This window comes from Microbacterium sp. Bi98, assembly GCF_918698045.1.
Classification (GTDB): Bacteria; Actinomycetota; Actinomycetes; order Actinomycetales; family Microbacteriaceae; genus Microbacterium.
The window spans coordinates 694554-720000 of record NZ_CAKKLK010000001.1 but is presented as its reverse complement, the minus strand read 5'-3'; the positions used below and the strand labels follow the sequence as shown (position 1 = coordinate 720000).

At 62.3% G+C, this 25447-nt stretch carries 19 protein-coding genes; 10 read left to right on the top strand and 9 right to left on the bottom strand.

Annotation, left to right across the window (positions count from 1 at the left end; translation table 11 throughout):
• Positions 1 to 11 precede the first annotated feature (11 nt).
• Positions 12 to 608: a TetR family transcriptional regulator gene (locus LQZ85_RS03535; protein ID WP_230100487.1), complete on the top strand. Its 597-nt coding sequence runs from the start codon at positions 12 to 14 to the stop codon at positions 606 to 608.
• A 370-nt stretch (positions 609 to 978) separates the two neighbouring features.
• Here LQZ85_RS03535 and LQZ85_RS03530 read toward each other — a convergent pair whose 3' ends face one another.
• The 4 genes from LQZ85_RS03530 to LQZ85_RS03515 form a co-directional block, all read right to left on the bottom strand.
• Positions 979 to 1413 (bottom strand): hypothetical protein, encoded by a 435-nt coding sequence (locus LQZ85_RS03530; protein ID WP_230100486.1) that lies wholly within the window; start codon positions 1411 to 1413, stop codon positions 979 to 981.
• A gap of 404 nt (positions 1414 to 1817) precedes the next feature.
• Entirely contained in the window at positions 1818 to 3614 is a 1797-nt protein-coding gene (locus LQZ85_RS03525) for a site-specific integrase (protein ID WP_230100485.1), read from the bottom strand.
• 470 nt (positions 3615 to 4084) lie between these two features.
• Positions 4085 to 5107, bottom strand: a complete 1023-nt coding sequence (locus LQZ85_RS03520) for a tyrosine-type recombinase/integrase (protein WP_230100484.1) — start codon at positions 5105 to 5107, stop codon at positions 4085 to 4087.
• Positions 5108 to 5251: 144 nt separating this feature from the next.
• A complete protein-coding gene (locus tag LQZ85_RS03515; RefSeq protein ID WP_230100483.1) occupies positions 5252 to 5515 on the bottom strand; it encodes an SOS response-associated peptidase family protein in 264 nt (87 codons plus the stop codon).
• Between the two features lie 331 nt (positions 5516 to 5846).
• Between LQZ85_RS03515 and LQZ85_RS03510 the strand changes: the two genes are divergently transcribed.
• Positions 5847 to 6158: a hypothetical protein gene (locus LQZ85_RS03510; RefSeq protein ID WP_230100482.1), complete on the top strand. Its 312-nt coding sequence runs from the start codon at positions 5847 to 5849 to the stop codon at positions 6156 to 6158.
• A gap of 463 nt (positions 6159 to 6621) precedes the next feature.
• Here the strand turns inward: LQZ85_RS03510 and LQZ85_RS03505 are convergent, their stop codons facing one another.
• Together LQZ85_RS03505 and LQZ85_RS03500 are read right to left on the bottom strand one after the other, a co-directional pair.
• Positions 6622 to 7614, bottom strand: coding sequence for an endonuclease NucS domain-containing protein (locus LQZ85_RS03505; RefSeq protein WP_230100481.1), 993 nt, complete (start codon positions 7612 to 7614; stop codon positions 6622 to 6624).
• Positions 7611 to 8285, bottom strand: coding sequence for a hypothetical protein (locus tag LQZ85_RS03500; protein WP_230100480.1), 675 nt, complete (start codon positions 8283 to 8285; stop codon positions 7611 to 7613). Before LQZ85_RS03500 ends, LQZ85_RS03505 begins: the two co-directional genes overlap by 4 nt.
• Before the next feature lie 601 nt (positions 8286 to 8886).
• Between LQZ85_RS03500 and LQZ85_RS03495 the strand changes: the two genes are divergently transcribed.
• Positions 8887 to 9387 carry a hypothetical protein gene (locus LQZ85_RS03495; protein WP_230100479.1) on the top strand — a complete coding sequence of 167 codons (501 nt, stop codon included), beginning with the start codon at positions 8887 to 8889 and terminating at the stop codon, positions 9385 to 9387.
• Between the two features lie 3596 nt (positions 9388 to 12983).
• Positions 12984 to 14129, top strand: a complete 1146-nt coding sequence (locus LQZ85_RS03490) for a site-specific integrase (RefSeq protein ID WP_230100478.1) — start codon at positions 12984 to 12986, stop codon at positions 14127 to 14129.
• Positions 14130 to 14145: 16 nt separating this feature from the next.
• Here the strand turns inward: LQZ85_RS03490 and LQZ85_RS03485 are convergent, their stop codons facing one another.
• The 3 genes from LQZ85_RS03485 to LQZ85_RS03475 all read right to left on the bottom strand — a co-directional run bounded on the left by LQZ85_RS03485 (position 14146) and on the right by LQZ85_RS03475 (position 17226).
• Positions 14146 to 15669: a hypothetical protein gene (locus tag LQZ85_RS03485; protein ID WP_230100477.1), complete on the bottom strand. Its 1524-nt coding sequence runs from the start codon at positions 15667 to 15669 to the stop codon at positions 14146 to 14148.
• Positions 15670 to 16295: 626 nt separating this feature from the next.
• A complete protein-coding gene (locus tag LQZ85_RS03480; RefSeq protein WP_230100476.1) occupies positions 16296 to 16838 on the bottom strand; it encodes a hypothetical protein in 543 nt (180 codons plus the stop codon).
• A 196-nt stretch (positions 16839 to 17034) separates the two neighbouring features.
• Positions 17035 to 17226, bottom strand: coding sequence for a substrate-binding domain-containing protein (locus LQZ85_RS03475; RefSeq protein ID WP_082586642.1), 192 nt, complete (start codon positions 17224 to 17226; stop codon positions 17035 to 17037).
• Here LQZ85_RS03475 and LQZ85_RS03470 point away from each other — a divergent pair.
• The 6 genes from LQZ85_RS03470 (at position 17210) to LQZ85_RS03445 (ending at position 25401) form a co-directional block, all read left to right on the top strand.
• Entirely contained in the window at positions 17210 to 17773 is a 564-nt protein-coding gene (locus LQZ85_RS03470) for an aldehyde dehydrogenase family protein (RefSeq protein WP_230100475.1), read from the top strand. The two genes, LQZ85_RS03475 and LQZ85_RS03470, sit on opposite strands and share 17 nt — an antisense overlap.
• Positions 17774 to 18443: 670 nt before the next feature.
• The gene (locus LQZ85_RS03465) at positions 18444 to 18980 is read left to right on the top strand and encodes a nuclear transport factor 2 family protein (protein ID WP_056279339.1); all 537 of its coding nucleotides are present in this window, start codon (positions 18444 to 18446) and stop codon (positions 18978 to 18980) included.
• A 96-nt stretch (positions 18981 to 19076) separates the two neighbouring features.
• A complete protein-coding gene (locus LQZ85_RS03460) occupies positions 19077 to 20384 on the top strand; it encodes an LLM class flavin-dependent oxidoreductase (RefSeq protein ID WP_230100474.1) in 1308 nt (435 codons plus the stop codon).
• Positions 20385 to 20397: 13 nt separating this feature from the next.
• A complete protein-coding gene (locus LQZ85_RS03455) occupies positions 20398 to 22080 on the top strand; it encodes a CocE/NonD family hydrolase (protein WP_230100473.1) in 1683 nt (560 codons plus the stop codon).
• 107 nt (positions 22081 to 22187) lie between these two features.
• On the top strand, positions 22188 to 23336 hold the full coding sequence (locus tag LQZ85_RS03450) for a flavin reductase (protein ID WP_230100472.1): 1149 nt from the start codon (positions 22188 to 22190) through the stop codon (positions 23334 to 23336).
• A gap of 523 nt (positions 23337 to 23859) precedes the next feature.
• The gene (locus LQZ85_RS03445) at positions 23860 to 25401 is read left to right on the top strand and encodes an ABC transporter substrate-binding protein (protein ID WP_056279345.1); all 1542 of its coding nucleotides are present in this window, start codon (positions 23860 to 23862) and stop codon (positions 25399 to 25401) included.
• Positions 25402 to 25447 lie beyond the last annotated feature (46 nt).

Sequence of the window (25447 nt, the reverse complement as noted above, 5' to 3'; positions counted from 1 at the left end):
TTAGTGGGGGTATGGCTCGACAGATTCCCTACGGCAGCGGTCGCGATCTTCTGGTGGCGACGACAGTGGGTATCGTCGCGGAGAAGGGCCTCCGGGGGATGACGTTTCGTGCCGTCGCGGACCGGGCTGGCGTCAACAACTCGCTGATCGCTCATCATTTCGGAAACAGGGAGTCGTTGCTCGCGGCCGCACTGGACTGGAGCGTCGAGAGTTCGATTGACTCCACCGGCCTGCTCGATCTCGCGACGAGCAACGCCTTCTCTGACGGTTTGCTGGACTCCGTCGCTGAGCGACCTGAGCTGCAAGCATTCCAATACGAGATGATTCTCGAATCGCGAAGGAATCCCGTATACCAGCCCTACGTCACCCGCCTCTACACCCGGTACCACGAGGTCGTCGCGGCCAGTTTGAGTCACCACGGCATCGACGACCCCTCGGGTGCACTCGCGAGATCTGCTTTCGCGACTTTGGATGGAATCGTCCTTCAGTTCATGGCGGGGGTTGACGCAGAGCTATTGCGAGCGGCATTGCATCAGCTCTGGGAGGGGTTGCTTGGCACTAGGGATAGCGCTGTCATCGAAGCTGCAGCCGGGACCAGCAGCGGGTGATCCAGCGAGCGAAGCCAGCCTGGCATGCGCGAGAATACGGTTGACTCCTCCAGAGCCGCGCCCGACACGAGGAGCTGACCCTGATCAACGATCCCGAAGAAGCGATCCGTGCGAATCCGGCCGACGCCCGAACTGACTTACGACGTCCCGTGCGTGTTCTCGAACCGACATCACCGAAAACGATCGTTTCGGTAGACGCGCCTGCGCGCTTCATTGCTACAACTTGGACCGCGGGTCTCGGAACGGCGAGCTCAGAGTCCGCGCGCCAGGTCGAGTCACCCAGTGGCGACCGTGAAAATCGTCTGCACGTCGCACGCTCCCGCTAGTTCGAACGGCCCATCGAAGTTTGCCCGCATCCATCCGAGCCCGGCTAGTTGTGGTTAGACCAATAGTCGGCCACCAAGTGCAAGACGCTTCCGTCCGGCCTGGCCGACACCGTGATGGTGCGGGGGTCGAAGAAAGTTCCTGGAATATCCAGCCCCATCGTGACCCCAATCTCCTCCGCAAGAGCCTCCGGCGATTGCCCCTCCGGTGGCAGCACGGTGAATGTGGTGGCGCAGCCACCACTCCCGCACCCAGTGTTCTCGTCGATAATCTCGGCGCCAGCAGGCAACGGCAGTACCGACGCCGGTGGCACATCACCTTCGGTGGCCATCACATTCAGCCAAAAGACACGTCCCGCATACAGTGCCGCCAGCACGGCGATGATCACGATGGCCGCGACCCCGATTCCTACCCACAGCCAGCGTCGCGACCGGACGTTCGCATCCCTATCTGCCTGCTCGAAGTGCTGCGCCTGTCCCATGCAGCGAGCCTACTGACCGCGATTCATCACCCCAGAAACGCAACGCCCACGGGCAGGTTCAACGACGGCCACGCCGATTGAACTGGGCGATCTCCGCCGAGGACGACCATTGCTTTCAGGTCGATGGCCGATTCGAATGACGCTGTTAAGCCGGTCGAGCCAGGGTCTTCTTCGGCAGCGGGCACTAGCTGAGAAGAGGACTCAAGCACACCACCGGCGTCATTCAAGTCCGGTGGCGACTTCGGCGCCGAGAACGATCGATTTCGGCGGCCTGATGGAAGTTGCCTGCCGCAAGTGCAACACGCCGAGGAGCGACGCGCCGTAACCCCCTGCCGAAACCCAAACGCACCGAAACGGGTGGTGTACCGTTTGCGGCTGAAGATCTGTCCGTGAACCGCGAGGGGTCAAGGCGTGGGGTTTTCCCCCTCCGGACGACGTCGTTCGAGGGTCAGCCGGACAATCTGACTCATCTGTCCCAGCTTCTCCTCGGCTGCCCGGATGCTGATCTCGATGCCGTCCACTTCTCCAAGCCAGCCCATCCTCTTCGCCTCGGCAAGCCGTTCGTGGAGGTTGGCCAGGATGGATTCGAGGCGCTGGCGTTGTGCCGGGTCCGGTCGTAGCATCGGGCAGCGGATGCACGCGTGCTCGTGAATGCAGGGGGTTCCGTAGCCGCGTGAGCAGGACCCGAGTTCGACCTTGCGTTTGGAGAAGTGTGCGTGGAACTCCTCGAGCTCGGTCGCCGACGGATCGCGGTAGTCCTCTGCTGGTCTCGACGCTCGTCGACGATCAACGAACTGGCGGAAGTGTCGAGCGACGTCTTCATCGAAAACTGCCGCGTATCCCTGAGTCGTCGAGAGATTCAGGTGTCCCATCACTTTGGCGAGGATGTGCACCGGCAGTCCCGACCTCAAAGCGTCCGTCGCGAACAGCCGCCTGAAGTCGTGGGCAGTCAGTCGCGTCTCGGGGGTATCGAGGCCGGCCACTTGCACGGCGTAGGCGACGAAGTTCTTGAATGCGGCGGGCGAAAACACGCGGCGAACATCGCCGTCTTTCCACTGGAAGAGAAACGGCAGCGGTGGGGAGAACTCTCGCTCGAGCGAGTCGTAGCGGATCACCAGCGGAACCTGATGCTCGTCTCCGCGGGCGCGTTGTCCGAGACGAGCGAGGACGTGCGCAAGCTCGGGTGAAACGAGGAGCACGCGTTCTCGATCGGATTTCGACGGGACAACCTGTAGCAAGAGCATCTTCTCGCCTGTCGATGCTTCGTAGGTGAACAAGGCGGTTGCCGTGAGCTCCGAGACTTCCTCCTGCCGCATGCCGGTCTCGTGCATGACATGGACTATCGCCCAGGACCAGAATGCTCGCTCCGCGATCCGCGCCTGGAGGATGCGGGTGTCGGTCGCGAGATCCAGAATCGGGACCGCGGTCATCGACACACCGGGGCCTGCACCCGTTTCACGAAGGTACGCTCGCCCAGCCCACTCGAATCGCTCTCCGAGAGGGGTCGTGGTCGCCGCGCGCAGAAGCGACTCCTGATGCTCGAGGTCTGTGTCGATGGCGGCGAGGAGCTTCGGGACGCTAGGTGCGATCTTGCGGACTCGTTGATGGTGGGCGGCGATCACCCGTCGTCTGTGTTTCTGGTGGCCGGCGGTGTCGATCTGGGAGACGATGCTCGCAGTCGACCACGACGCCCAGTAGGCGTCGTGCGTGGCCCACACGGCGATGTCGAGGTACATGGCGCGCACCGCGAAGAGGGTGCGATAGCGGTTCTTCAGGCGTCCGACCGATTCCGTCTTCCACCAGTCAGCCACCTCCGGCGCGACACGTAGGTCGGCTTGCTCGGGATTGCGCGAGCGAATCTCCATCCAGAAGTTCCGGAGCAGTTCAGTCGACATCGCCTGCAGAGTTGGGTAGTCCACGCCCGGTGCTCGCGACCTGAGGTAGCGCGTGAACATCTCTGCGACGGCGGGCGGTTCGATCTTGTTCCTCGCGACCATCGCGGCTGCATCCGGCCTCGGCGGCTTCGCGAGCTGGCGAAGAGGCGGGAGGTCGGGCGGAACGATGCCGAGCCGTTTAAGGATCTCGAGCGCGTCTGCGAGCCCGCGGCGGATGGGCTTACGGGCGACGGCAGCGAAGGCCACGACGTCGTCGGCCGTGATCTCTCTGAGGTGTTTGCCGGTCGCCACCTGGAGGATCAGCACGGCTCGCAGTGTGTCTCGTGCGACATCGGTGGGGAAGCCTTCGAGCGACCACGGCGAGAAGCCGTCGAGACGGATGCGACCCACTCGGTTGAGGAACTCTGCACTCGGCCGAAGAGCGTCGAGGCGAATGAAGATCGACACGGCTACGCCGGGGCTCGTGCCAAGTTCGCGAGCGACTTCGTTGAGGCCAGGGAAGGCGTCGTGCCAGGTCAGGCTCGGCATGTTCTCGACCCCGCTTGCGTCCCAGCGCCGTTGCCAAGTCTCGCCGGGGAAGGTCATCAGCGTATCGATGAAGATCTGAACGATCGGGCGATAGTCGCTTCGGATGCCATCGTCGTACGGCGTGTGAGGAATCGCGGCGTTGAGGAACACGCCGGGGCGCGCTCGTCCTCGGGACGGCCGGCGATGTCGACGGAGTTGCGGCGCTGTAGGCGGCGCTTCGATCGGGTCTTCCGTCTCGATGAGGTCTTTCACCATGATGCGTCCCCCAGAAGTTCGTCAAGATCGGAGCTGTCGTAAGTCAACGCCGGAGCATCCGGCGTGGGTCTAGGCTCTGACCGCGCCCGAAGATGCTGAGCCACGCGCTCGATGATGTCGTCGTCATGCTGTTGGAGGTACTCCTGGGTCGTGGACAGATGCAGGTGGCCGAGAATGCGTTGGATGTCGCTGAGTGTCAGAGCGGGGTCGTTGGACATCCGCACGGCTGCAGTGTGCCGAAGGCCGTGAAGGCGCACCTTCGCATCTATCTCGAGGCCGACCCTGTTGAACATCGCTCTGGCAGCGTCATACCCGAACGGCCGATACGGGCGTCGATTTGTCCACCACACCGGGTTGCCCTTCGCGAGTAAATCGGGCGGCAGCGACTCTTGGTACAGCCGCAGCCACAGGAACGCGTTGGACGAGGCTGGCAGAGCCTGCTTCGCGCGAGTGCCCTTCCGCTCTACCGTGATGCGCTGGGATCCTGGGTCAACGTCCTCGAGATTCATGCCGAGCAGCTCTGAGGGGCGGGCCGCGCTGGAGAGGTAGAACTCGACGAGGGCTCGATCCCGCGTATTGCGGATGGTCTGGAGGATCTCGGCGACGCGCGACTCAACGATCAATCGAGGTGCTGTCTTCGGGACCTTCTGACGAAAGTCGGCCCGACGGTCGCGTCGGAACGCCAGTTCAGGGTTGTGGTGAGCGTTCAGCCGTCTGCCGCTATCGGCACGGCGCGCCGGTACGGGATTGATGATCGGACCGCGCTGTTGCGCAAGCTGATAGTCATAGAAGGCCGAGATCACGGCGAGGTTGTGATTCAGCGTCCGAGGCGATAGCGGCCGAGGGCTCAGCGCTGAGGGTTGGCGACAGGCGAGCACGAAGTCGCGCACTGTCTCGCGTGCTGCGCGCTCCCAGTCCGCGCGCTCGAGCGCGAGGTGACGAAACCACCTCAGCAGGCCGTACGCGTACGACCGGCAGCTCGATTCAGCGTTCCCACGTGCCCAGAAGTCGAGCATGAAGTCCGAGACTGCGGTGATGATCGCGCCATCACCATCGACGACAGCCCAGAAGGGAGGGTCATTGAGGGCCAGTACGGCGCCGACACGAGTTCTCTTGCTCATCTAGTCGAGCATCGCATTGAGAACCGACAGGAGAGAGGCTTAGTTCGGTATACACACCTTTTCCATGCGAGCGTTGATGATCGGACCACCCTTGGGGCGGTTCGCCGGCTTCTGCCAGTCCCAGCGCACGAGCTCGAGGATGCGGCCCTCGCCGCGGTCGCGCGCGATCGGTGCGTTCTGCGTCGGAGCCACCGAGTAGGCGCCGGCCCACGACTTCCACCAGGCCTCGGGTTTGCCGCCGTCGGCGACGTACTCTCGGATCAGTTCATCGGTCTTGGCGTCGTTCGCGGATCGGCCGCTCATGGCAGAGACCATGGTCGGCCGCTCGGGGGAGATGCTTTCTTTCGGCCTCGGAGCGCAGGGATACCGAGGCCCACAGCGTGGATGTTCCGGTCGGCGATCTGCTTCGAAGCGGGATATGGAGCGTTGGCGCAGCATCCTCGTCGAGCGAATGGTGGACACAGCGGTTCAACTCGAGAGCGCCTGCAATCGCGAAGGTAGCGAACTGATGGTCTTCTCGCCCATCGCAGGCCCTCTTGCACCTTTCGTCGGCACTGCTCTTTCCCGGTGTGACGGTACTCGCGCTGCCGGGGGTCGACGATTCGATCGGGGGCACGGCTCGTAGGATCGTTAGATGGGTTCAAACTTTGAAGACCGGTTGCTGCTCGCTGATAGTGATCCGCAAGCTGCCCTCGAGTACCGCGCGGCTGCGGAGGAGGTTATGGAAACGCAACGTCGAATCTTCGAAGCGCACATGGCTGAGGGCGTGCCGATCACGCCGGAGATAGCTGGCCCGTACGTGACCGCGCGACGCGAGCTGGGTCAACTCAATCGAATCTGTTTGCGACACGCCGCAGTGCGCCTTGACGACGCGCGACGTTCAAACGGGGAAGAGAGTGATCTCGAGTCGACCGTCATTCACTACGATCTGAACAACCCGCATTGACCTGTCAGTTCCGATGGGTGACGCTCCCGAAGGGAGCACGCAGATCGACTCATCGGATCGTCGACAATAGAAGGCTCGGAAAGTCGGGTGCTTGTCGAGCCGCTCGGTTGCGCATCTAGGTCTCGCCACACGCCGCCGGCAGGCACACCGCGTCGCGTTGCATCGAATCGCGGATCAGATCCGCGATTCGAGTCGGATCGAGGCCGACGGCTAGGCACACGCTTGGCGTGATGGGCTTTCCGTGCACGTCGAGCTTAGATTCTAGAGAGGTCATGAAGGAATGAGCCTGCTCAGGACGCCATCCATCGGGGCGGCGGTCAGAACGGTGGCGTTGGAGTGCCACGAGAACGGCAACGATACACTTGCCGCAGATTCCGACGCGAGGCGATTTGGGGCCAACGACACAGGCACCGCGGACGTAGCGTGTAACCGGCGTGCGCCCGATCTCGAGGATCTCGCCGTCTCATTGCGGCCCCTCGGGGGCTCGCGCCTCGGCCGATCGCCGCGTTTGCGCAACATGCGCTCGTGTCGTGCGCCTTCGCGAGCGCAGCCGGACGTAACCGCTCAGTCGCGCGTTCGGACTCGGTTGGCTCCATGAAGGAACAAGCTCGACAAGAGGCTCGTATGCGCTTAGCCGCGCCCCAACCTCGCTCTTGTCGTGTACCCAGCGTCTCGACCCATCGACGATCTGCGTCAGCGTCTTTCCAAAGTGGCCGATGTGGTAATCCCGACGGTATCGTCGCTCGCCCGCCTCTTCTTGTTGCCAGTGCTGGTAGACGAGATAGGCAAATGTCGTCGGCACGAAGTCCCACACGAAGGAGTTCGAGTACGCGTTCCAGAATGCTCGAAGATCTTCGTTCGTGCTCGCAGTCGGTGAGCGCCTCCCGCGATCTGAAATAGAAGGGAGGAGTTGTGTGGATCTGCGTGGTGGGTTGGGAGGTGCGTTGACACCGCACTCAACGATCTCGATGTATCCGCGATGCTCGGCGTATGTGAAGGTTTGGATGGGGAGGGCGGGTCTGGTGAGGGCTGCAACCGCTCTTTCTGTGATCTCATCGATCGAGCCCGCGATGATCGCAAGCCGAACCGGGCCGGCTTTCTTTCTCGGGAACTGGCGGTCAAAGTGTTGCTCGAATGCCGTCTCAACACTCGCGTCATGCCAGTAGGGGCTCACTCGCGCCTTGAGCGCTCGAAAGTCGAGCAATGAGATCGAGCGCGCATACGAAGCGACTTGACCCAGCACAGAAGCTGTGGTCGCTCCGTGCTTGAGCTCGAGCACCCAGAGGTGTCCCCTGGCGTCGATGGCGAGGAGGTCTATTCGCCCGTTCGCGACGGGCACTTGGCGACCGATGATGAGGAGGTGCTCGCCTAGCAGCCCTAGGTTCGCCGCGATCACGGTCTCCAGGTCGTATTCGTTAGAGATCCTCGGGCTGAAATCCGCACTGTCGATGCTCAATACTCTTCCTCCCTCGCGAGCGCGACCACGTCTTCAACCGGCCCACCGTCGCTTAGCCATGCATGGGGCGTCATCGGGCCCTCGCCAATCAGGTCGCTCTGTCGTACCGCCATGAGCGCCGACAACCCCATCCAGCCGCGCCACGCGCCAGCGTGAAGAATCTCGGAGAGTCCGGGTAGGCGCTTTGATGCCGATCGAAGATCGAATTGCCAGCTCGGGAAACGCGGCGCTCCACCGATCTCGACCGCTAGGAGCTCCTTCGCGGATGCCTGCGCTATTGCGTCTGCAGGATCGAGACGCAAGATGCCGCAGGCGTGATCGAGAGACATGGTCCGGCATGCGTGGGTCAGAAAATTCTCGAGTGCACTCAACTGGAGAGCCCCGCGGGCTACGTCCAGCTTGGTCGCCGCCAGCTCTTCCTCTGTGAAGGCACCCGAACGGATAAGCGAGTCTTCTTGCTCGGGCGTCATGGCATCCGCCGCGACAGGGCGAAGTGACAGTGCGACCTCTACAAGTCCGGTGATCAACCAATCGCTGTCGGAGACCAGTGCGGTGAGGGCCGCGCCTAGGGCTTCAAGCGGAGCGGAGTCCGCTGACTCGGCAGAAACATCGTCTGCGGCCGTGGACGCGGATGGGTGTTCTTCGTAGCGGGGGGCTGAGCGTTCGTTCATGGCTCGGAGGCTAGGGGAGTGGGTCGTGTCACGCAAGACAGCTAATTCCCCCTGATCTGGGACTTGTGGTCCCGAAATGACGTGCAGAGTGACCAGAATCTGGCCACTCTGTGGCCAGATTCTGGTCACTCTGCGGTCCCTGCTGGCCCGTAGCTCGGGTGGTGACCGCGTGGGGGTCTCCTTGTGGTTGCTGGCGAATACAGGGTGGGCCGGCGTTGACCGCGGTGAGGGAGCCTTGATTAATTGCGATTAGTGATTTCTTGGGCTCGGGCGTCTGGAACGTCGAGGGAAAGCGGGTGTGAGTTCACGGCAAATACATAGGAAAGTCAGTACCCGGGGGCTGCTCCACGGGCAGCCGGCTCGACGTCGACCGAGTTCGTCACCGCCATGCTGGTCGTGTTCGCCTCCAGGACACTGGCCTCGTCCTGATGGACCCGCGCGACAAGTCCGGCAGAAGGTGGCGCCGCACCGGGCGCCGCGGCGCCGAGAGTATGGAGTTCGCGGAAGCATCCTGAACCCTCATTCATCCCTTTTGAGTCCTCGTCGACTTCGGGTGGCGAGGTTCTTCTTTTCACCCGAGCCACTCCGATATACAGGACTCATGCTCCGCACTCGCCTCGCGCCCGCATTCGGCGCTCTGCTCCTCGCCGTCGTCGTCGCCGGCTGCTCCGCACCCGACTCTGACTCGACCGCCGAAAGCTCACCTTCGCCGTCGGCGAGCACCGTCGACGAAGTCACGCCGGCGCCCTCGGACACCACGGTCGAGCCGGTCCCGACGGAGTTCCCTCCGGCGCTGCAGCTGGTGAACTACTTCCAGACCGCAGGTCTCGTCGTCGAGGATCCCCGCGACAACACCGCCAAGGGCTGGTGCGACGCCGACATGTGGGACTGCACCGAGTTCCTCACATCGGAGCAGGTGTCGATCGCCATTCTGCCGAGTCCTGAAGGTGCCGAGCGACTGATGGCCACCGGCAGCGCCTACGTCTCCAGCGACGGTCGAGTCGGCCTGTCCTTCGCCGCGCAGCGCACGCCGATCGAGCAGCAGGATCAGTTCACCCGCGCGCTCGAGGACTACCTCCTCACCGTGCCCGCTCAGAGCTGATCTGCACTCACACTTCTTCGAACCCTCGTTACCCTCGGGCAGCGGGGGTTCTTCTTTTTCGCCGGCGCTGCGCTGTGGCGACTCTGGAAGTCACCCCGGCAGTAGTGGCCGCGATCCGGCCCGTTGGCGGTCACTCTCCGGTCACTGCGCGCCCACAGAAGGGCGCTTGACCCTGTCTCAGGGGTGACCTGGAGGGCGTGTTCCCGGATTGTGACCGCTGTGTGGCCGCTCTGTGACCGATTCTCGGTCACGGCGCTGGTTTCGGGGTCAGTTTCCTCGGACGGAGCCTCGGTTCTTCTGGACTGTCCGTTATGGGGCCGCTAACTGGTCAGATTCCGGTCACTCTGCGGCAACGCGATTCCGTCAAGTGGCCGGATAGTGACCGCGAAACGGTCACATGACGGTCACCATTTCCCGGTGCGATGCACCGGATTCTGATGCGTGAAGGGCGAAGGATGGCGGGAGCGGAGAGCGAGTAAGGCTCGCGCCGGGACCCGACATCTAACGCGGTCGCGGGTTCGCCAGATCCCCCTTCGGTGTCTTGCTGGCTGCGGGGCTCAGCAGACTCCTCCTGCGTTGCTCGCCACCGTAACCGGTAGATGATCGACGCCCTATGGCCTGCCCTGGCCTCTTGATCGATCGCCTGTGATTCCGTGCTTCCTGGCGGCCCTCGCCTCGCTGAGAACCCAGCTGGGTGAAGATCGAACGGTGACCTTTCGGACGATGGAGCGCGGGGATCGTGAGGAGCCACTGGGGGTTCTGCTACGGCGGCGCGCATGCGTTCGCAGCGGGGTCGCCTTCACCCCCGCTCGTTCCGTCCGCCTGAAGGCAGAACCGGACGCCGATGAACCGCTGTATCAATCAAGTCCCGGAGTTCACAACGGAATGCCACTACGACCGCGTAACCGATGTCGAAGAGGTGGGTGGTCAAGGCGCCCCGGGCCGGTTTCTGAGACGAATTGCCCCGCCGTGTTCTTTGACCTCTTACGAGCTGGATTCGCCGACGCTGCTCATCCTCCGGTGAGGTGATGTGCGCAGGTTGCGACTCCTGGAGAAGTCTCGACCTTGAAGACCGATGACGTGTCTGATTCTGTGCCCACCGCGGCGTCGTCGAGGTGGTGTCCTGGTCACTCCACAGTCGCGACCGATGGGTCAAAGAAAGTGCTCAACGGTGTCGCTTCGCTCCTGTCGACGATGTCCGACGGGCTCTCCTTCGTCGACCCCATCGATGGAGTGATAGCCGTCAGAAGGAAGCCGCAGCACAGCTGCAGCCTGCGCTGCTTGAGGACCAACTGCGACCGCCTCCGGGCGGCCGCGACGGGGGTGGTACCGGTCCGCTTCGCTCCCCTTTCGTGGCTTCGCTTCAGGACTGGTCCCTGTGTGCCACTTCGTTCTAAACACCGGTACCAGTCGACCCCCGACTTTCCGGGCAAAAGGGATACCCCAGGTACCTGACCACCCTCTGGGTCCTGCGGATTCCGGCCAGGTACCTGGGGGTCAGGTACCGGCCCTTTTCCCCGATCAAGCAGCAAATCTGAAGCCGTTTTCTCGCTGAAGCTCGAAACTGGCGCAAAAGAGTCAAAGAGCATAAGGGGAGGTGGCACCGAGCTGCGTTTCCACCCCTCGCTTCGCTAGGTCGGAATCTTGCTCTGTGGTCGGCGCGGCCGACACCTCTTCGGTCACCCATTCGACTGTCGCTTCGCTCCGTCGCCTGGCTACCCTCACCCTCTCCGCTGCGCTTCGAGGGCCCCACTTCGGAGCTGGCGCTCCTTGCCCTCCAACGCCCCATCCGGGGCCTTGTCGGGTGCTCCCACCGATGCCGCATCTCCGCTTCGCTGCGACTCGGACATCGTCGGCAGACCACGCCCTTCACGGGCGTGGAGCAAGAGCGCGGCAGTGCCGCGTGATGAGGCATAGGGAACCGGCGACGCGGAGCGAACTGACCCTTCGGGGTCGATATGCGGAGGGTGCTCTGCGCGTCAACGGCAGGAGGTCGGCGGTGTCGACCCGGGGACTGGTTCGATGTCCGTCACAGGCCTGTTGTCTGCGACGCTTCCCGATCCTGATGGACATGAAGCCGAGGAGGCACATCGCCGTGGCGATGGACACGAACGGGGTCACCGTGAGACGGGAAGCCGGCGTGCGAGACTGGACCGAATCTCTGCCCTCGCTCGGATCTCGACGCTACGGAAGAAGAGTCGGCGAGCGGGTATGAATGTCGCGGCCGGGGTGCTTCGGTGGGACCGGCGACGTGTCCCCGGTCCCGCGGAGCGACCCGTTCGACGACGTCTGGTGCTCGAGTCATCGCGCCACCTCAAGAAGAACCGACGGCGGCTGATGTTGACGACGATGACTGGCTGGGGCAATGACCCCCTCGCAGATATTCATCACCGCCCAAGTCGCTCCGGAGCGACTGAGCAGCTCGTCCAGACTTCGCTCGTGCGCAGTTCATCGAGGTGTAGGGACACCCCGGAGGAGGTCTCACCTGTGTCTGGACACCGTCCAACCTTCCCCGAGGAGCGAGTCGTCCGCGATGCTGATCCCATCGAAATTCGCGCTGCGAGTTTTCGGAGAAATGTCCTTCACCGATTTCCTGCGATCATGCGCACGTCATACCGGGCGCTAGACGAACATTCCCGCGCCGAGAAGGAACCCTCATGAAGACCCCGTCGGCTAGCAGATGCTCGTCTCGAGCGTCAAAAGTCCGAACGCCCACGCCGCGGTGGTGAGGCGGGCCTGCACGTACGCAGCGGGCAAGCGGTGCGAGACGGCGCTGTCTCAGCGACCTGCATCGCGGGCGCTGTGTACCTGGAGGTGCCTACAAGGGTGCAGGTACGCGCTCCGGCCCGATTAAGCCCTGGTCTGGGGCGATAAAGGCGCTCCAATATCGCGCGCCAGCGCTTAGCCCCAATTGTGTCTTAAACCTACGCTGATCGGGAGTTTCTAGAAAAGTACCTGGTGTACCTCCACTTGAGGTGAAACCTTTCTATAGGAGGGCATGTATATGGGCTCAGATAGCGTGGAGGGTGGAAGACGTCCTTTATCGATTCTTTAGATCAAGCAGGTACACCAGGTACTCCGCTTCGAGGTCGCCGGAGATCCCTGTAATCACGCGAGAGTGCACGTACCTGCTGGTGTGCCTGGAAGGGCGATTTTCCCAGTTACACACCAGGTACGCCGAACAGGCGAAACGGGCTAGACCCGCGGCGTGAGCGTTTGTGTACAATTGGGGCAAGCCTCATATAAACAAACGGGCCAGAGCGAACGCTCGACGAGTGGATACGCCAAGCAACCGCTAATGGGTTCGGCTACCAAGGTCCTCTTGAAAGCTGAACCGTGCCTCTGCACGGATCTTTCAAGAGGAGACCTGTGTCTACTTCGGCCCCTACGAGCACCGCGCTGCTCGACTCTCTGATCACCCCGGCAACTCTTGCCGCACGCCTCGGAACGACTGAACGCAGCCTCAGTGAATGGCGCATCACGGGCCGGGGTCCAAAGTACATTCGTGTTGGCCGCAGCCCGAGGTACCGGCCCGAAGCCGTCGACGTCTGGTTGCTTGCCCAGGAACACTCGAACACGTCCGAGGAAGCCGCCTGATGGGGACGGTCAAGGCATACTCTACGAAGACCAAGGGGCGGATGTACGAGGTCTGGTACACCAAGCCCGACGGAACTCGCGGTCACGACCGCGGGTTCAAGCTCAAGCGAGACGCGGAAGCGCACCTCGCCACAGTCGAGGTGGCAAAACTCCGAGGCTCCTACGTTGATCCGGCGGATTCGAAGATCCGCATCTCGGAGCTAGGCCCAGCTTGGCTCGAGAGGCACAAGTCGAAAGTCACAGCCAGCAGCCACCACTCAGTCGAGAGCACCTGGCGCGTTCACGTCTTACCGCAATGGGGGCACTACTCGGTCGGCGCGATAACTCGACGGGATCTCGCCATCTGGTTGACGAAGCTGGGGGAGTCTCGATCACACACCACGGTTGCGCGAGCCCGGGACCTCCTCGGTGGCATCTTTGACGAGGCGATTGAGGACGGGCGCATCGTCAAGAATCCCGCTCGTGGGATCGCGATCAAGAAGAAGCCCCTGCCTGAGGAGACCTTTCTCACTCATCGGCAGGTTGAAGAACTCGCGAGAGCCTCGCGGTACCCGACACTGGTGCGGTTCCTTGCCTACACAGGTCTCCGTTGGGGTGAGGCCACAGCCCTACGAGTGCGCAACGTCGACACCGCGAAGCGGCGTCTCATGATCCGCGAGGCTGTGGCCGAGGTCAACGGTAGGCACATCCTCGGGAGCGTGAAGAGTCACGAACGGAGGATCGTCGCTTACCCTGACTTCCTCGATCCGGAGATCGCTGAGGCGTGCTTGGCGAAGGGGGCCGATGATCGCATCTGGACTGCGGTAGACGGCGGGTTTCTGCGCTCGGGCAACAGCCGAAACGGTTGGTTCCAAGCAGCGGTGAGACGATGCATGGCTGCGGACTCTGGCATGGTCCGGGTCACCCCGCACGACCTCCGGCACACAGCGGCGTCGCTGGCAATCAGCGCTGGTGCGAACGTCAAGGTGATTCAACGAATGCTCGGCCACAAGTCAGCGAAGGTAACGCTAGACACATATGCCGCCCTTTTTCCCGACGACTTGGACAACGTGACTCAGGCGCTCAGCCGCCAGCGTGCAGCCACGTTCAGCAACCTCCGCAGTAGGGTTTCGGGCGCAAACCGTGTGTCTGCGTCACTCGAATGAGCCCTAACCATCGCTTTCAGTCCTCAGTCTGGATTCCCTTCAGCTCCGGCGCCCTGCCCTGCACCACTCCCAGTGCGGGCCGATACAGGAATGGAGTCCAGTAGTGATCCTTGCGTTGCTCGAGTACTCCAATGTCGACGAGTCTTGCCGTTCGGCGAGCGGTCTCAGCCTCGTCTGTCTGCCAGATACGTGAGAGGCTGGCGTCGTTTTGAGCGCCCTTCTCACCGTCAAGTGCCTCGAGATACGGGACAACGTCAGGGTACTCGGCATAAACCGTCGAGTTGAGTCGCTCCTCTGATACTTGCCGATCGGCGGCCTCGAAAGCCTTAGGGTGAAAGATTGCCTCGCCGTCGGTGTCATCCAGTCCCGTTTCGTAGCGCTCGACCTGTGCGTCGCGCGCGTGAGCGAACAATGAGATCAGTTCGCGGGGCGCGTTCACTCCGAGACCATCCTTAGTGTGGTTGATACACCATCTGAAGAGCGTCTTCGTCTTTCCTGATCCTGTATCCACGGCCTTCGGGAAAACTCTGCCGAAGGCTTGCTCCTGCAACGCTGAATCGGCCACAACCTTCCTCGCGTCGAGGTCGTAGTGCTTGAGCAGTTCCTCGCTTTTCACGAGTCGCCGGGTAACTAACTGGAGAAGCGTGGGCTCAGTCCAACTGATCGTCTTCTTGCGGACGATATGACTCGCTTCACGAAAGCCACCAGCGGTGACGTCGGCCCAGATGTCGGATCGTAGGAATACCTTGAGTTGGAGGCGGTCGAACCCTCGCAAGTCCAGGTACACCCGGAACAGCGCGCGGAGAGCGGCTCGCTCAAGCTCCGGCGCAGTCGCGAAAGCGGCATCGAGTCGATCCAGGCAGATCCACAGCGAGCGGTCCACATCTTGTAGAGCATCCTGGGCGAGATCAAACAAGTCGCTCACGTCCCCAATCGCTTCAGCGGGATCTAGCGTGGCGGCAGGATCGGCAAACGACATTGAGCTGCTCAGTCCTATGGGAGCGCCGGTTCCGGGGTCGAGATGCAATTGTCCTTCGACCTTCTCCGGCGAGACGCGACTTCGCACATACGCCCAGATCGACTGCAGCACTTTCCGGCGTGGTTGCTTCCCCGAAAGCAGCCCTGCATCACGGAGCATCGCATGGAGTTGCTTGGCTGGATCGGACTTGACTCCGGCATCACTCAGAGTCTCGCTGATGAGGCTCGCGAAGTAGAGCGCCCAGATCTCCTTGAACTCAGCTTCGGAAGGATTGTTGGAGACGAGTGTCTTGAACGCTGGCTCACCCTGCGGGTTCTCGGCGGTCGCGATCAGGATCCGCCTCGTCGCGAGTTCGGCACCGCGTTCGATCAAAGTTGAGTAGACGGCGCTCTTCCCTCCGCCCTTGGGCGCGAGGATGAGATCGACCTTGCCATCCCACACCTTTCTCCAGACATCCGTTTCGAGAAAGTACGAAGCAAGTTCCGCCTTTTCGTCTTCCGCTACGCCGCTACCAAAGTCGACGGACGTGACAACTTCCAACTTTTCTTCGATCGATGCCATGCTCCGAGCATAGAGTTTGCGATGCGCGGTTGCGGTGGACAAGGACAGACTGAGTCGTACCAGCTCCCACGAAGTAAGTGCACACAACTCACATCCACGGCAGCGGCACATCATGGTTGCCTACCCACCACAGCCCCATCGCAAGCATGCTGTCAGTTGAGCGCAGAGGTAGCGCCAGAGACGGGTGCGTTGGCTGGGCGCTGAAAATGTTCGACGGGGCTTCCAAGCTCCAGTGCGGCCTGAGTCCTCCCGTCCATATGAGATGAGCTGCAGCTGGTTCGATCACACCCGCGGGCTGGAGGCAAAAGCTGGAGACAACTGCGGGCGAACTTGTTGCGGCTGCACGGCTGCTCCCGCTGCGGCATGGACGGGTGCGCCCGTGGTGCGTTTTGGTGCAGGAAGGGTCGTGAGTAGATGTGAGCAACCGTGCGCGAGAGGGAGATCTACCCGCGAAACTGCGCGGATCGCTGACAACTCGCGGCGGATCAATAGCCCGAGCAATGGGTTCAAATCCCACCGTCACCGCCACCACGAAGGCCCCGAATCCCCTGGAAACACTGGGATGCGGGGCCTTCGTCATGTGTCGAGGCTGTAGTGCAGTAACGCAGCGGTAACGCGAGAATAACTTAGGTCGACCACTTCGCCGACTGCGAGTTCGAGGACTCCCAATCCCGTCGCTGCTCCGCCTTCATGGCTTCCTGGATGCGGCGGTCGAGATCGTCAAGCTCGGCAAGGACTTCGGATGCAGCCCACACCCGGTCCTTCTTCCGTCCGGTGATCTCCTCGAGGAAGCCGGCGCCGACGAGTTGATCGATCACACTGTACGTTTGGCGGGTGGTGGTGCCTGAGGTGGCGGCGCCGATCTCGTGCATAGACATGACGGGGTGGTCATAGAACGCGACGGTGAGGATCTCGGCTGAGGAGCCAGCGTGGGGCTTGAGCTCTGCGCGCCACTCGTCGGGCACGACTTTGAGCCGTGCGATCGAGTCGCGGGACGCGGTGGCTACGAAGCGGGCTGACTTGGCGAACAGAAAGATGAGCGGCGCGGGGTCGCCGAGCCGGTACGAGCCGAGCGCGGTGAAGTAGTCGTCGCGCCGGGCGAGCAGCCCGCTGGCGAGGGGGACCACCGCGTTCTTGGTGACGTCGCGACGCCGGAGCGCGGGGCGCACCGACCCAAATACTGGCTGGCCTCCGGACCAGAAGACGAACTACAGCGGGCGCGGGATGACGTCGCGAGAAGACCGCACCCAGCAACGATCATGTGCCTAGAATTACCACGCGGGTCACTGATCTTGTCGGCGTCAGCGCCGCCGACCTCGGCGACAGCGACAGCGATCGTGACAGCGACGGCCTTCGCGCCAGGGGTCACCGCGGACCCGCCTCGATCGCTGCCTTCCACCGCGGTGGAGCAGTGCTTTCACGGATCACCAGCTCGGTCGAGAGCTCGATCCGGTCCGAGTCGATGAAGTCGCCGTGGTCTCGCCGGACGAGTGCCTGGACGGCGAGCTGTGCGAGCTGTTCCAGCGGTTGGCGCACGGTGGTGAGCAAGGGGGTCATCCAGGTCGACTCGGTCGTGGATGCCCTCTCTCGGCTCGCCTCGACGATGCCGATGGGACCAGGACTCGAAGAGGGAAATGTCCTCGGACCTCTTCAGAATCAGAGGCAATTCGACATCGTTAGCCGCCTCATCGACGAGGCGCGGTCCGGAGGAGCCAAAGTCGTCACCGGTGGTGCACCCGCCGAAGGCCTCGGTCCGCTCTTCTACCAGCCCACAGTCGTCGTCGACATCGCAGACGACGCTTCTCTCGTCGTCGAGGAGCAGTTCGGCCCGGTCATTCCCGTGCTGCGGTACTTCGACATCGACGACGCTGTCGCACGGGCGAACAGCTCGTCGCAGGGGCTCGGGGCATCCGTCTGGTCGGCTGACATCGATGCTGCCCTCGACGTAGCCGCTCGTCTGCAGGCTGGGACTGTGTGGATCAATCAGCACGGCGCGCTCAATCCACAGGTTCCGTTTGGCGGCACCAAACAGTCCGGATACGGCCAGGAGTTCGGGGTAGCGGGGCTCAAAGCCGTCGCGGCCCCGAAGGTTATCTCGCGGTGAGAAAAACCCTCTATGGCCACTCCTTTCCTTCTCGGGGAGAGTGACGGGCGTCGGAGCCGACGACGACCCGGCGCGGGTGACGCCATCGAGAGCCACTAGGGTGCCATCCGGCGACCTGGAACCGGTCGCCGGCAGAGGCGGACGGGGCGAGAGGACGGCGATCGTGCCGAGAACACGGCGCCGGCGGAGCCAGACCACTCCGGTGGAGATCGCGACCGCGGTCGCGAGCCTGTTGAGGCTGCTCACGCCCGCGTGTCCACCCTCGACCCAGCACTACCACTGATCGCCGTGATCTCGTCGCGACTCCACGCCGAGGGCCAGGGGGAGAGGCACCCGGCCCGGGACCCCATCGAGTTCGGTCTCCCCGCAGCGGACGAGCGAGGCGTGTCGGGAAGTTCTCCAGAATCACGGCCAGTCGGTGTTCAGGTCTCCGCGGAGAGGGTGAGTGGGACTCGCTCTTCGTGCGGTGTGCGGACTGACGAATCATGAACGAGTGAATTGCATGGGAGGCAAAGTATTGAGAATATGGTGGAAACCGCACGAAAGTAATTCAGTAGTTGACGAACTACGCCGCGTTCCGTAGTCTGACATTGACGCTGGTCAAGGCAGGACGGCGAGTTGGTTGGTCGTTCGAGTGACCAAATAGTCGGCAACGAAGGAGTGGCAGACGGTGAATCACGAGGATCTGACGCGGCATCTGATCGCACTGGAGCGAAGGGTCGAGGATCTCGAGTCGACTCAGGCCATAGCCGCGCTTCATCACAAGTACATTCGTGACCTGGCGGCGCGCGATTGGCGAGCGGTGTCTTCCGCCTACACCGAGGACGCGCTCTGCGACATCCGTCATCACGGAGTGCACCGAGGTCGTGAGGCCATCGATGCCATGTTCACGAGGGACTTGGTTCCTGTCGTGCAGAGCAACGATGGGTACATTCTGTCGTCGCCGGACATCGTGGTCGATGGAGATGCAGCGCGCGGCACGTGGACGTGGCATCGACTGCAGGCGGACTTCAAGACTTCGCTCGGCATGCTTCGCGTCTGGGGGCCGTGGTCGGAAGGCCGTTACGAGACTGAGTACGTCCGGGAGAACGGGGAATGGAAGATCTCCAAGCTCTGGTTCCGCGTTCACGCGCCCGATCATGACGAGGAGATGGTCGAGGTCGGTGCTGCTGGTGGCGTCATCGGGGGCGGTCTGCGACGGCGTTGAAGCTCAGTACTTGCCGTTCAGCGGGCGCGAACCCGCGACGACTTCTGCCACTTTTTCAGTGTTCTCCCGCCCTTCCAGAAAGATCGGATTGAAGACATGACACGCATGATGGTTCTTACGACGTTCGTGATGCCGCTTGGCTACCACCGCAACAGCTGGTGTCGTCAGGGGAGCCGCGCAGAGGAGGTGCCGGGACTCGACCTGCTCACCGATATCGCGCGAACAGCCGAGAACGCCAAGCTCGACGCGCTGTTCTTCGGTGACGTAGTTCACGCGACACCTACGTTGCGTGGCGACACGATGATGAACGGCTTCTATGAGCCGATGACGACGCTTTCAGCATTGGCGGCGCGAACTCGCCATATCGGCCTCATCGGGACGCTGTCTACGTCCCTCATGGATCCGTACAACGTTGCGAGGATGCTTGCGTCGCTGGACCACCTCTCGGCGGGGCGCGCAGGTTGGAACATCGTGACTTCTGGCGATGGCTATCAGAACTTCGGCTTCGCAGAGGTCCCTGACCCAGCACAGAGGTATCGTCGGGCACAGGAGTTCGTCGAGGTCGTCAAGCAACTATGGGACAGCTGGTCCGATGACGCAGTGGTCGTGGATCGCTCCGAGCGTCGGTGGCTCGATACCGCAAAACTGCGCAAGATCGACTTCGCGGGCGACTACTTCACGGTGGAGGGGCCGCTGAATATGCCCCGGCCGCCGCAGGGTCACCCGGTGCTTGTGCAAGCCGGTTCCTCCGGTCCCGGCATGGCATTGGGGACGTCGGTGGCAGATGCCATCTACACCGCCCAGCCGGACTTCGACCAAGCGGTCTCGTTCTATGCCTCAAGCAAGTCCATGATCGCTGCGAATGGGCGCGACCCCGACGCCGTGAAGATCATCCCGGGGATCGTGCCCGTGGTCGCATCTACACAGCGTGAGGCTGACGAGATTGCGGCCGAGCTGAGCTCGTTCCTCGATGTCGAGCAGGGGCGACTCCAGATTGCAGGCGACCTCAAGGTGGATCTATCTGACCTCGACCTCGATGAACCGGTCCCGGCTGAGCGGTTTGATCAGATTCCGCAGCGATCCAGTCGCCAGGAGATCTATCGTCGCAAGTCGGTCGACCAGGAACTGTCTCTGCGCGATCTCATTCACGATCGAGCGCGGTCGACAGGGCATCAGTGGATTGCCGGCACGCCGGCAACGATCGCGGACCGGATGCAGAAGTGGTTCGAAACCCCCGCGTGTGACGGGTTCAATCTCAATTCTCCCTATAACCCCGAGGGGTTTGAGCGGATCTGTTCCATGCTCGTCCCTGAGCTACAGAACCGGGGTCTGTTTCGGACGGAGTACGAGGGCACACAGCTGAGAGACCATCTCGGACTGGCGCGGCCCGGTCTCCAGTTTTGATGGGGGGGCACTCATGATGTCATCGCCGTTGGACCCTCATGCGATTATCGATCGCCCGGGTGCGGATCCCGCCAGCGTGGTCGGAAAGCCGGCGCCCCCGCCCTTGCTTCACGAGACCGTCGATCTCGGTGGGCTTATCGTCGAAAAGGATGCTGCAGTCCGACTTCGCGATGGAACTACGATCTACCTCGATATCTACCGGCCCACTTCTGAGGCGACAGACCTTCCGGTCCTGCTCGCGTGGGGCCCGTACGGGAAGCACTGGGTCACGAAGGCCACGTTCCCCGGGTCGGGAGTCGATCCGGAATGGATCTCGCCACATACCGGCTTCGAGGCGCCGGACCCGGTCTACTGGACGCGACACGGCTATGCCGTCGCCTATGCCGACCCCCGGGGACTCTGGCATTCGGAAGGCGACTTCTCCCATAACGGCCCACAAGAGCGCGACGATCTCTACGACACGATCGAGTGGCTGGGAGCCAGTACGTGGTCGAACGGCCGGGTCGGGATGCTGGGAGTTTCGTACTTGGCGGGGAGTCAGTACCAGGCGGCGTCGGTGAAGCCTCCGTCGCTCAAGGCCATCAGCCCTTGGGAGTGCTTCGCCGACTGGTATCGGGAGTTCGCAACACATGGGGGGATCCCTGAAACCGGCTTCCGGCCCCGAGTCTCGACGAACGTGTCATACGGCCTTTCCCGCACCGAAGACACTGCGGCCAATCTCGAGGCGCATCCCCTCGATGACTGGTACTACGCCGACAAGTACGGAGATCTCGCCACTATAGATGTGCCGGCATACGTCGTCGCATCGTGGAGCGACCATGGGCTGCACACCCGCGGCACGCTCAATGCGTTCGCAGCGATGGTTTCGCCGAACAAGTGGCTGGAGGTGCATGGGCAGAAGAAGTGGCAGTACTTCTATGAGCCGGCGAGCGTCGAACGGCAGCGCGTGTTCTTCGACACCTTTCTCAAACAACGAGAATCCGGGATCCACGACTGGCCTCGTGTCCGAGCCGAGCTGCGTGACACGGGCGACTCCGCCGAATCCCGATGGGTGGAATTGCCTGACTGGCCCGTCGCGGAACGTTTCGAGACGCTCCATCTGGACGCCGCGACCAGGTCGTTGTCGGGTGCCCCGCCCGAGACCGGAGCCACTGCGACTTTCGATCCGCAGACCGAGTCGTTTGATGCTGCGTACCTGTTCACACAAGACCGGGACGTCATCGGACCTGTCTCGCTGTCGATCTGGTTGAGCGCGGACGAGAGCACGGACGCAGACGTGTTCGTCGTGGTACGAAAACTGCGCGCCGACGGAACCGAGGTGCTCTTTCCCATCAATTCGCTTTTCGCGGACGGGCCCGTCGCACTCGGATGGTTGCGAGCCAGCCACAGAGCGCTTGACCTCACGCGCTCCACCGCTTTGGTCCCTTATCATCCGCATGACGCGGAGCAGCCCCTCACACCAGGAGTGCCCGTCTGCCTGAATATCGAGGTCTGGGCATCCGGCACAACTTTTCATGCTGGCGAAAGCCTCGTGCTGACCATTCAAGGGCGAGATTGGATGAAGCGACCGTTGTCGGGTGGCGTGCCACCGCTTCAGATCCTCCACGAGGAGTCGCGAACCGTCGGCAGGTGGAGTATCTGCACGGGGAGCACCCATGAAAGCGTTCTTCGTCTGCCGGTCGTCGAATCGGATTGAACGCATACACACACAGCTTGGGAGTGCGCTCTGCCCGTTGCGAGCGGGTCTCGTTGAGAAGCGCATCCACGCACTGGAACCCGATCATTCTTGAATGAGGAGTAGTCATGTCGCAGTCAACAGATCCCGCCGCCGCCGGCGCGCTCGATCAAGGAGTCTTTCGGAACGTCGCGGGGCACTTCGCGTCGGGGGTGACCATCATCACGACCGAGTCTGATAGCCGCCTCTTCGGCACGACGGCTTCCGCGGTGGCATCGTTGTCGATGGATCCGCCGATGATGCTGGTGTGCTTGAACAAATCGAGTTCCACTCATGATGCCATTCGTGAGCGGGGACGATTCGCGGTCAACATCTTGGCGCTCGAACAGCGCGACTTCGCAACTCGGTTCGCTACGAAAGGCGCCGACAAGTTCCGCGATGTCCCATACGCTCAAAGCGAGCGAGGACTGCCGCTCATTGAGGGTGCGCTCGCAAGCATCGAGTGTCGCGTGGCAGACACAGCTCCCGGCGGAACTCATACCGTCTTCATCGGGGAGGTTCTCGACGCGCGGTCTCGGCCTGGGGAGCCTCTCGCATACTTTCGAGGAAAATTCGGATCGCTTGAGCGGATACTCGAAGCCAGCAGCTACGAATCGGTTCGCGAGCTCGTCTTGCGGCGACGCACAGCCGTCGGCGAGGAAATTCATATCGACGATTTCGCCGGGGAACTCCAGACGGAATCTGCACTGGTGTACAACTCACTGGTACGGCTTCTCGCTGAGGGACTCGTGTTGCGTTCGGAGCAAGGCGTGTTCACGCCGACGCCGATTACTGAGGAGTTCGTCGATGACTTCTATGGAGCGCGCCAGACGATCGAGGTCGGTGTGCTCGACGCGTACCTGCACGACGCCCCAGATCACCGAGTGCTCGACATCGTCCGGCGTGGGCATGCCCTGGCCAAGAGCGAAACCGGCACTCCCGATGCACTCGACGCGTTCCTGCGTGACAATCTCGACTTCCATGCTGCGATTGTCGGCCTTGCCGGATCTCGGCAGCTCGAGCTCCAGTTTCGGCAATTGAGTCTCGTCACTGTCTGGCGCGAGACCTATCAGTCTCCTCTATGGCGCGACCAGTCCGGTCACCCGTTGATCCACAGACTGGCCCTGGCCATCGAGAGTCGCGATGCCGAAACCGCGAGTGAACTCGTGCGCACTCAGGTTTCGTTCGTCACGGCCGCCGCGAAGGAACTCATCAGGCTGGGCGGCGGCGCGTTGTGAATCACCTCCCGGCCGGTGCAGATTCTCGCCATGTCCCGAGCCGTCGTATGAGTGATGCGTATGACTGGCGAGGGCCTCGCGGATCCCGACGCCGCCATGTCGAGCGCCCTCAACGGCAGGATCTCGGTATTCACTGTCCCGGCGACATTGACGAGGTCAAGATCCAGTGAAAGTGACAGGTCGATCTTCGTCTTCGCGGCCCGCGGCATCAGCCGTTCTCTCCCGGTGACCACAGTCAGATGCTCTTGATCCGACGGGGCGAGAAGTTTACTTCTGAACCTGCCGACAGTTTCCATTTGCCTTGATTGCGCCACGATGCCCGTGAATACGGCGGACCACGCGTTCTCTGAAGATGCGAGCTAATTCACTAGTTGACGATATGACGATGGCTGGGTAGCCTGTACTCAACCGGGACTCTGGTCGGGAAGACCACCGAAAGCACTTCGAGTCGGACAGAGAAGGCGCGAGTTCCCTAGCCATGACACAGAGCGAGACCCACCCGTCGCACCACAGAGGAGTAGAGATGGTCAACAGTCGGAAGTCCAGAAGCACCGTCTTATGGGGGGCGTCGGTTCTTGCAGCTGCGTCGCTGGCCCTCGCCGCATGTTCCGGAGACGGGGGTGCAAGCCAGGCGCCGGCTGACCTGACCGAAGTTCACGTCGATCTCACCACGTCCGTGACGTCTATCGATCCGGCCATGGGTCCCTACCTGTCTGACTCCGTGATCGTCGCGCTGACCAGTGGGCGACTCGTGCAATTCGTTCGGGGCAGTGCAACTAAAACGGAGCCCGTGCTCGCCGAGAGCGTGACCGCCTCAAGCGATGCCACGATCTACACAGTGGTCTTGAAGCCTGATCTGACGTTCTCCGACGGTTCGCCGTTGACGAGTGAAGACGTCGTGGCGTCCCTCACCAGGTTGCGGGACACCCCGGGGCCTAACCAGAGCTACGCAGAGATGATCGTCGAATTGGCGGCGCCCGACAGCAGGACGGTGACCATCGGACTGAGCATGCCGTTTGCGAATTTCGATCAGATGCTGGCCGTGCCGGCCATGGGTATCCTTCCCGCCGCCGCTGCGACGGACGAGGACTACTTCCAAGGTGAGCCCGTCTTCTCCGGTCCTTACGTTCCGGAAGGCAACGTCAAGGGGAGCTCGTTCTCGCTCGTCCGAAACGAGACGTTCGCAGGAACCCACCCCGCGGTCGAAAAGCTCGAGTTCAGTGTGGTGGCAGACACTCCCACCAGCGTCAAGCGCCTCCAGAGCGGAGATGTGGACTTCATTCCTGCGCTGCCGCACGAAGTGTCGGCACAGCTCTCGGGAGACGTGACGGCTCAGCAGGTCGACGGTCTCGCGAGCCTTTTCATCGTTCCGAACAATCGGCCGGGTGGACTGTTCGAAGACGTGCGCATCCGCCAGGCGATCGCGTGGGCTATCGATCGCGAGGCCCTGGCGACGTCCGCGTTCGGGCCGGACGTCATACTTCAAAGTGGGCCGTACCCTGCCGTGGCGGACTACCCGGTACCGGTGAAGGTCTATGCGAAGCAGGACATCGCCCAGGCGGAGAAGCTGCTCCAAGGCACCGCCTGCGAGAACGGTTGCTCGTTCACCGTCAGCTACTTCGCGAGCGCCTCAGACGAGGCGGGTCGAGTGGCCGCTGTGCTTCAGCAGCAGCTCGAGCCGCTGGGGCTGAACATGAACATCCAGCCCGTCGAGGACCAGCAGTTCATTCAGAACTCGGTGGACGGCGCGTTCGACCTCAACATCGTCACGTTCAGCAAGTTCAATGCTCCGAGTTCTGCGAAGGGCAACTTCGACCCGGCTGCCACGATGTGCATCTTCGCCGGTTGCGAGAACGAACAGATCGCGCCCGCGTTCAATGATCTGTTCGGAGCTCAGACGCCACAGGACCAGGAAGCGGCATCTGCCCAGGTGTTGCAGGTGTTCGAAGAGTGGACGCCGATCATTCCCGTCTCCGGCGTGACGGGCAGTTACGGCGTTCGATCCAACCTCGTCGACGTGATCGGTCTGCAGCCGAACTCGGAGTTGTGGATTGCCGGCCAGTAGGCCGCGCGCCCTCGCCCGTCGCCCGAGCCTCTCGATTCACGCGCAA

What these genes read in the sequence shown, in the direction of transcription:
- LQZ85_RS03485 (WP_230100477.1), bottom strand. Translation starts at nt 15,669, where the DNA reads ATGGCATCGATCGAAGAAAAGTTGGAAGTTGTCACGTCCGTCGACTTT.
- LQZ85_RS03445 (WP_056279345.1), top strand. Translation starts at nt 23,860, where the DNA reads ATGGTCAACAGTCGGAAGTCCAGAAGCACCGTCTTATGGGGGGCGTCG.
- LQZ85_RS03455 (WP_230100473.1), top strand. Translation starts at nt 20,398, where the DNA reads ATGATGTCATCGCCGTTGGACCCTCATGCGATTATCGATCGCCCGGGT.
- LQZ85_RS03500 (WP_230100480.1), bottom strand. Translation starts at nt 8,285, where the DNA reads ATGAACGAACGCTCAGCCCCCCGCTACGAAGAACACCCATCCGCGTCC.
- LQZ85_RS03495 (WP_230100479.1), top strand. Translation starts at nt 8,887, where the DNA reads ATGCTCCGCACTCGCCTCGCGCCCGCATTCGGCGCTCTGCTCCTCGCC.
- LQZ85_RS03520 (WP_230100484.1), bottom strand. Translation starts at nt 5,107, where the DNA reads ATGCTCGACTTCTGGGCACGTGGGAACGCTGAATCGAGCTGCCGGTCG.
- LQZ85_RS03535 (WP_230100487.1), top strand. Translation starts at nt 12, where the DNA reads ATGGCTCGACAGATTCCCTACGGCAGCGGTCGCGATCTTCTGGTGGCG.
- LQZ85_RS03490 (WP_230100478.1), top strand. Translation starts at nt 12,984, where the DNA reads ATGGGGACGGTCAAGGCATACTCTACGAAGACCAAGGGGCGGATGTAC.
- LQZ85_RS03530 (WP_230100486.1), bottom strand. Translation starts at nt 1,413, where the DNA reads ATGGGACAGGCGCAGCACTTCGAGCAGGCAGATAGGGATGCGAACGTC.
- LQZ85_RS03460 (WP_230100474.1), top strand. Translation starts at nt 19,077, where the DNA reads ATGACACGCATGATGGTTCTTACGACGTTCGTGATGCCGCTTGGCTAC.
- LQZ85_RS03475 (WP_082586642.1), bottom strand. Translation starts at nt 17,226, where the DNA reads ATGACCCCCTTGCTCACCACCGTGCGCCAACCGCTGGAACAGCTCGCA.
- LQZ85_RS03510 (WP_230100482.1), top strand. Translation starts at nt 5,847, where the DNA reads ATGGGTTCAAACTTTGAAGACCGGTTGCTGCTCGCTGATAGTGATCCG.
- LQZ85_RS03515 (WP_230100483.1), bottom strand. Translation starts at nt 5,515, where the DNA reads ATGAGCGGCCGATCCGCGAACGACGCCAAGACCGATGAACTGATCCGA.
- LQZ85_RS03450 (WP_230100472.1), top strand. Translation starts at nt 22,188, where the DNA reads ATGTCGCAGTCAACAGATCCCGCCGCCGCCGGCGCGCTCGATCAAGGA.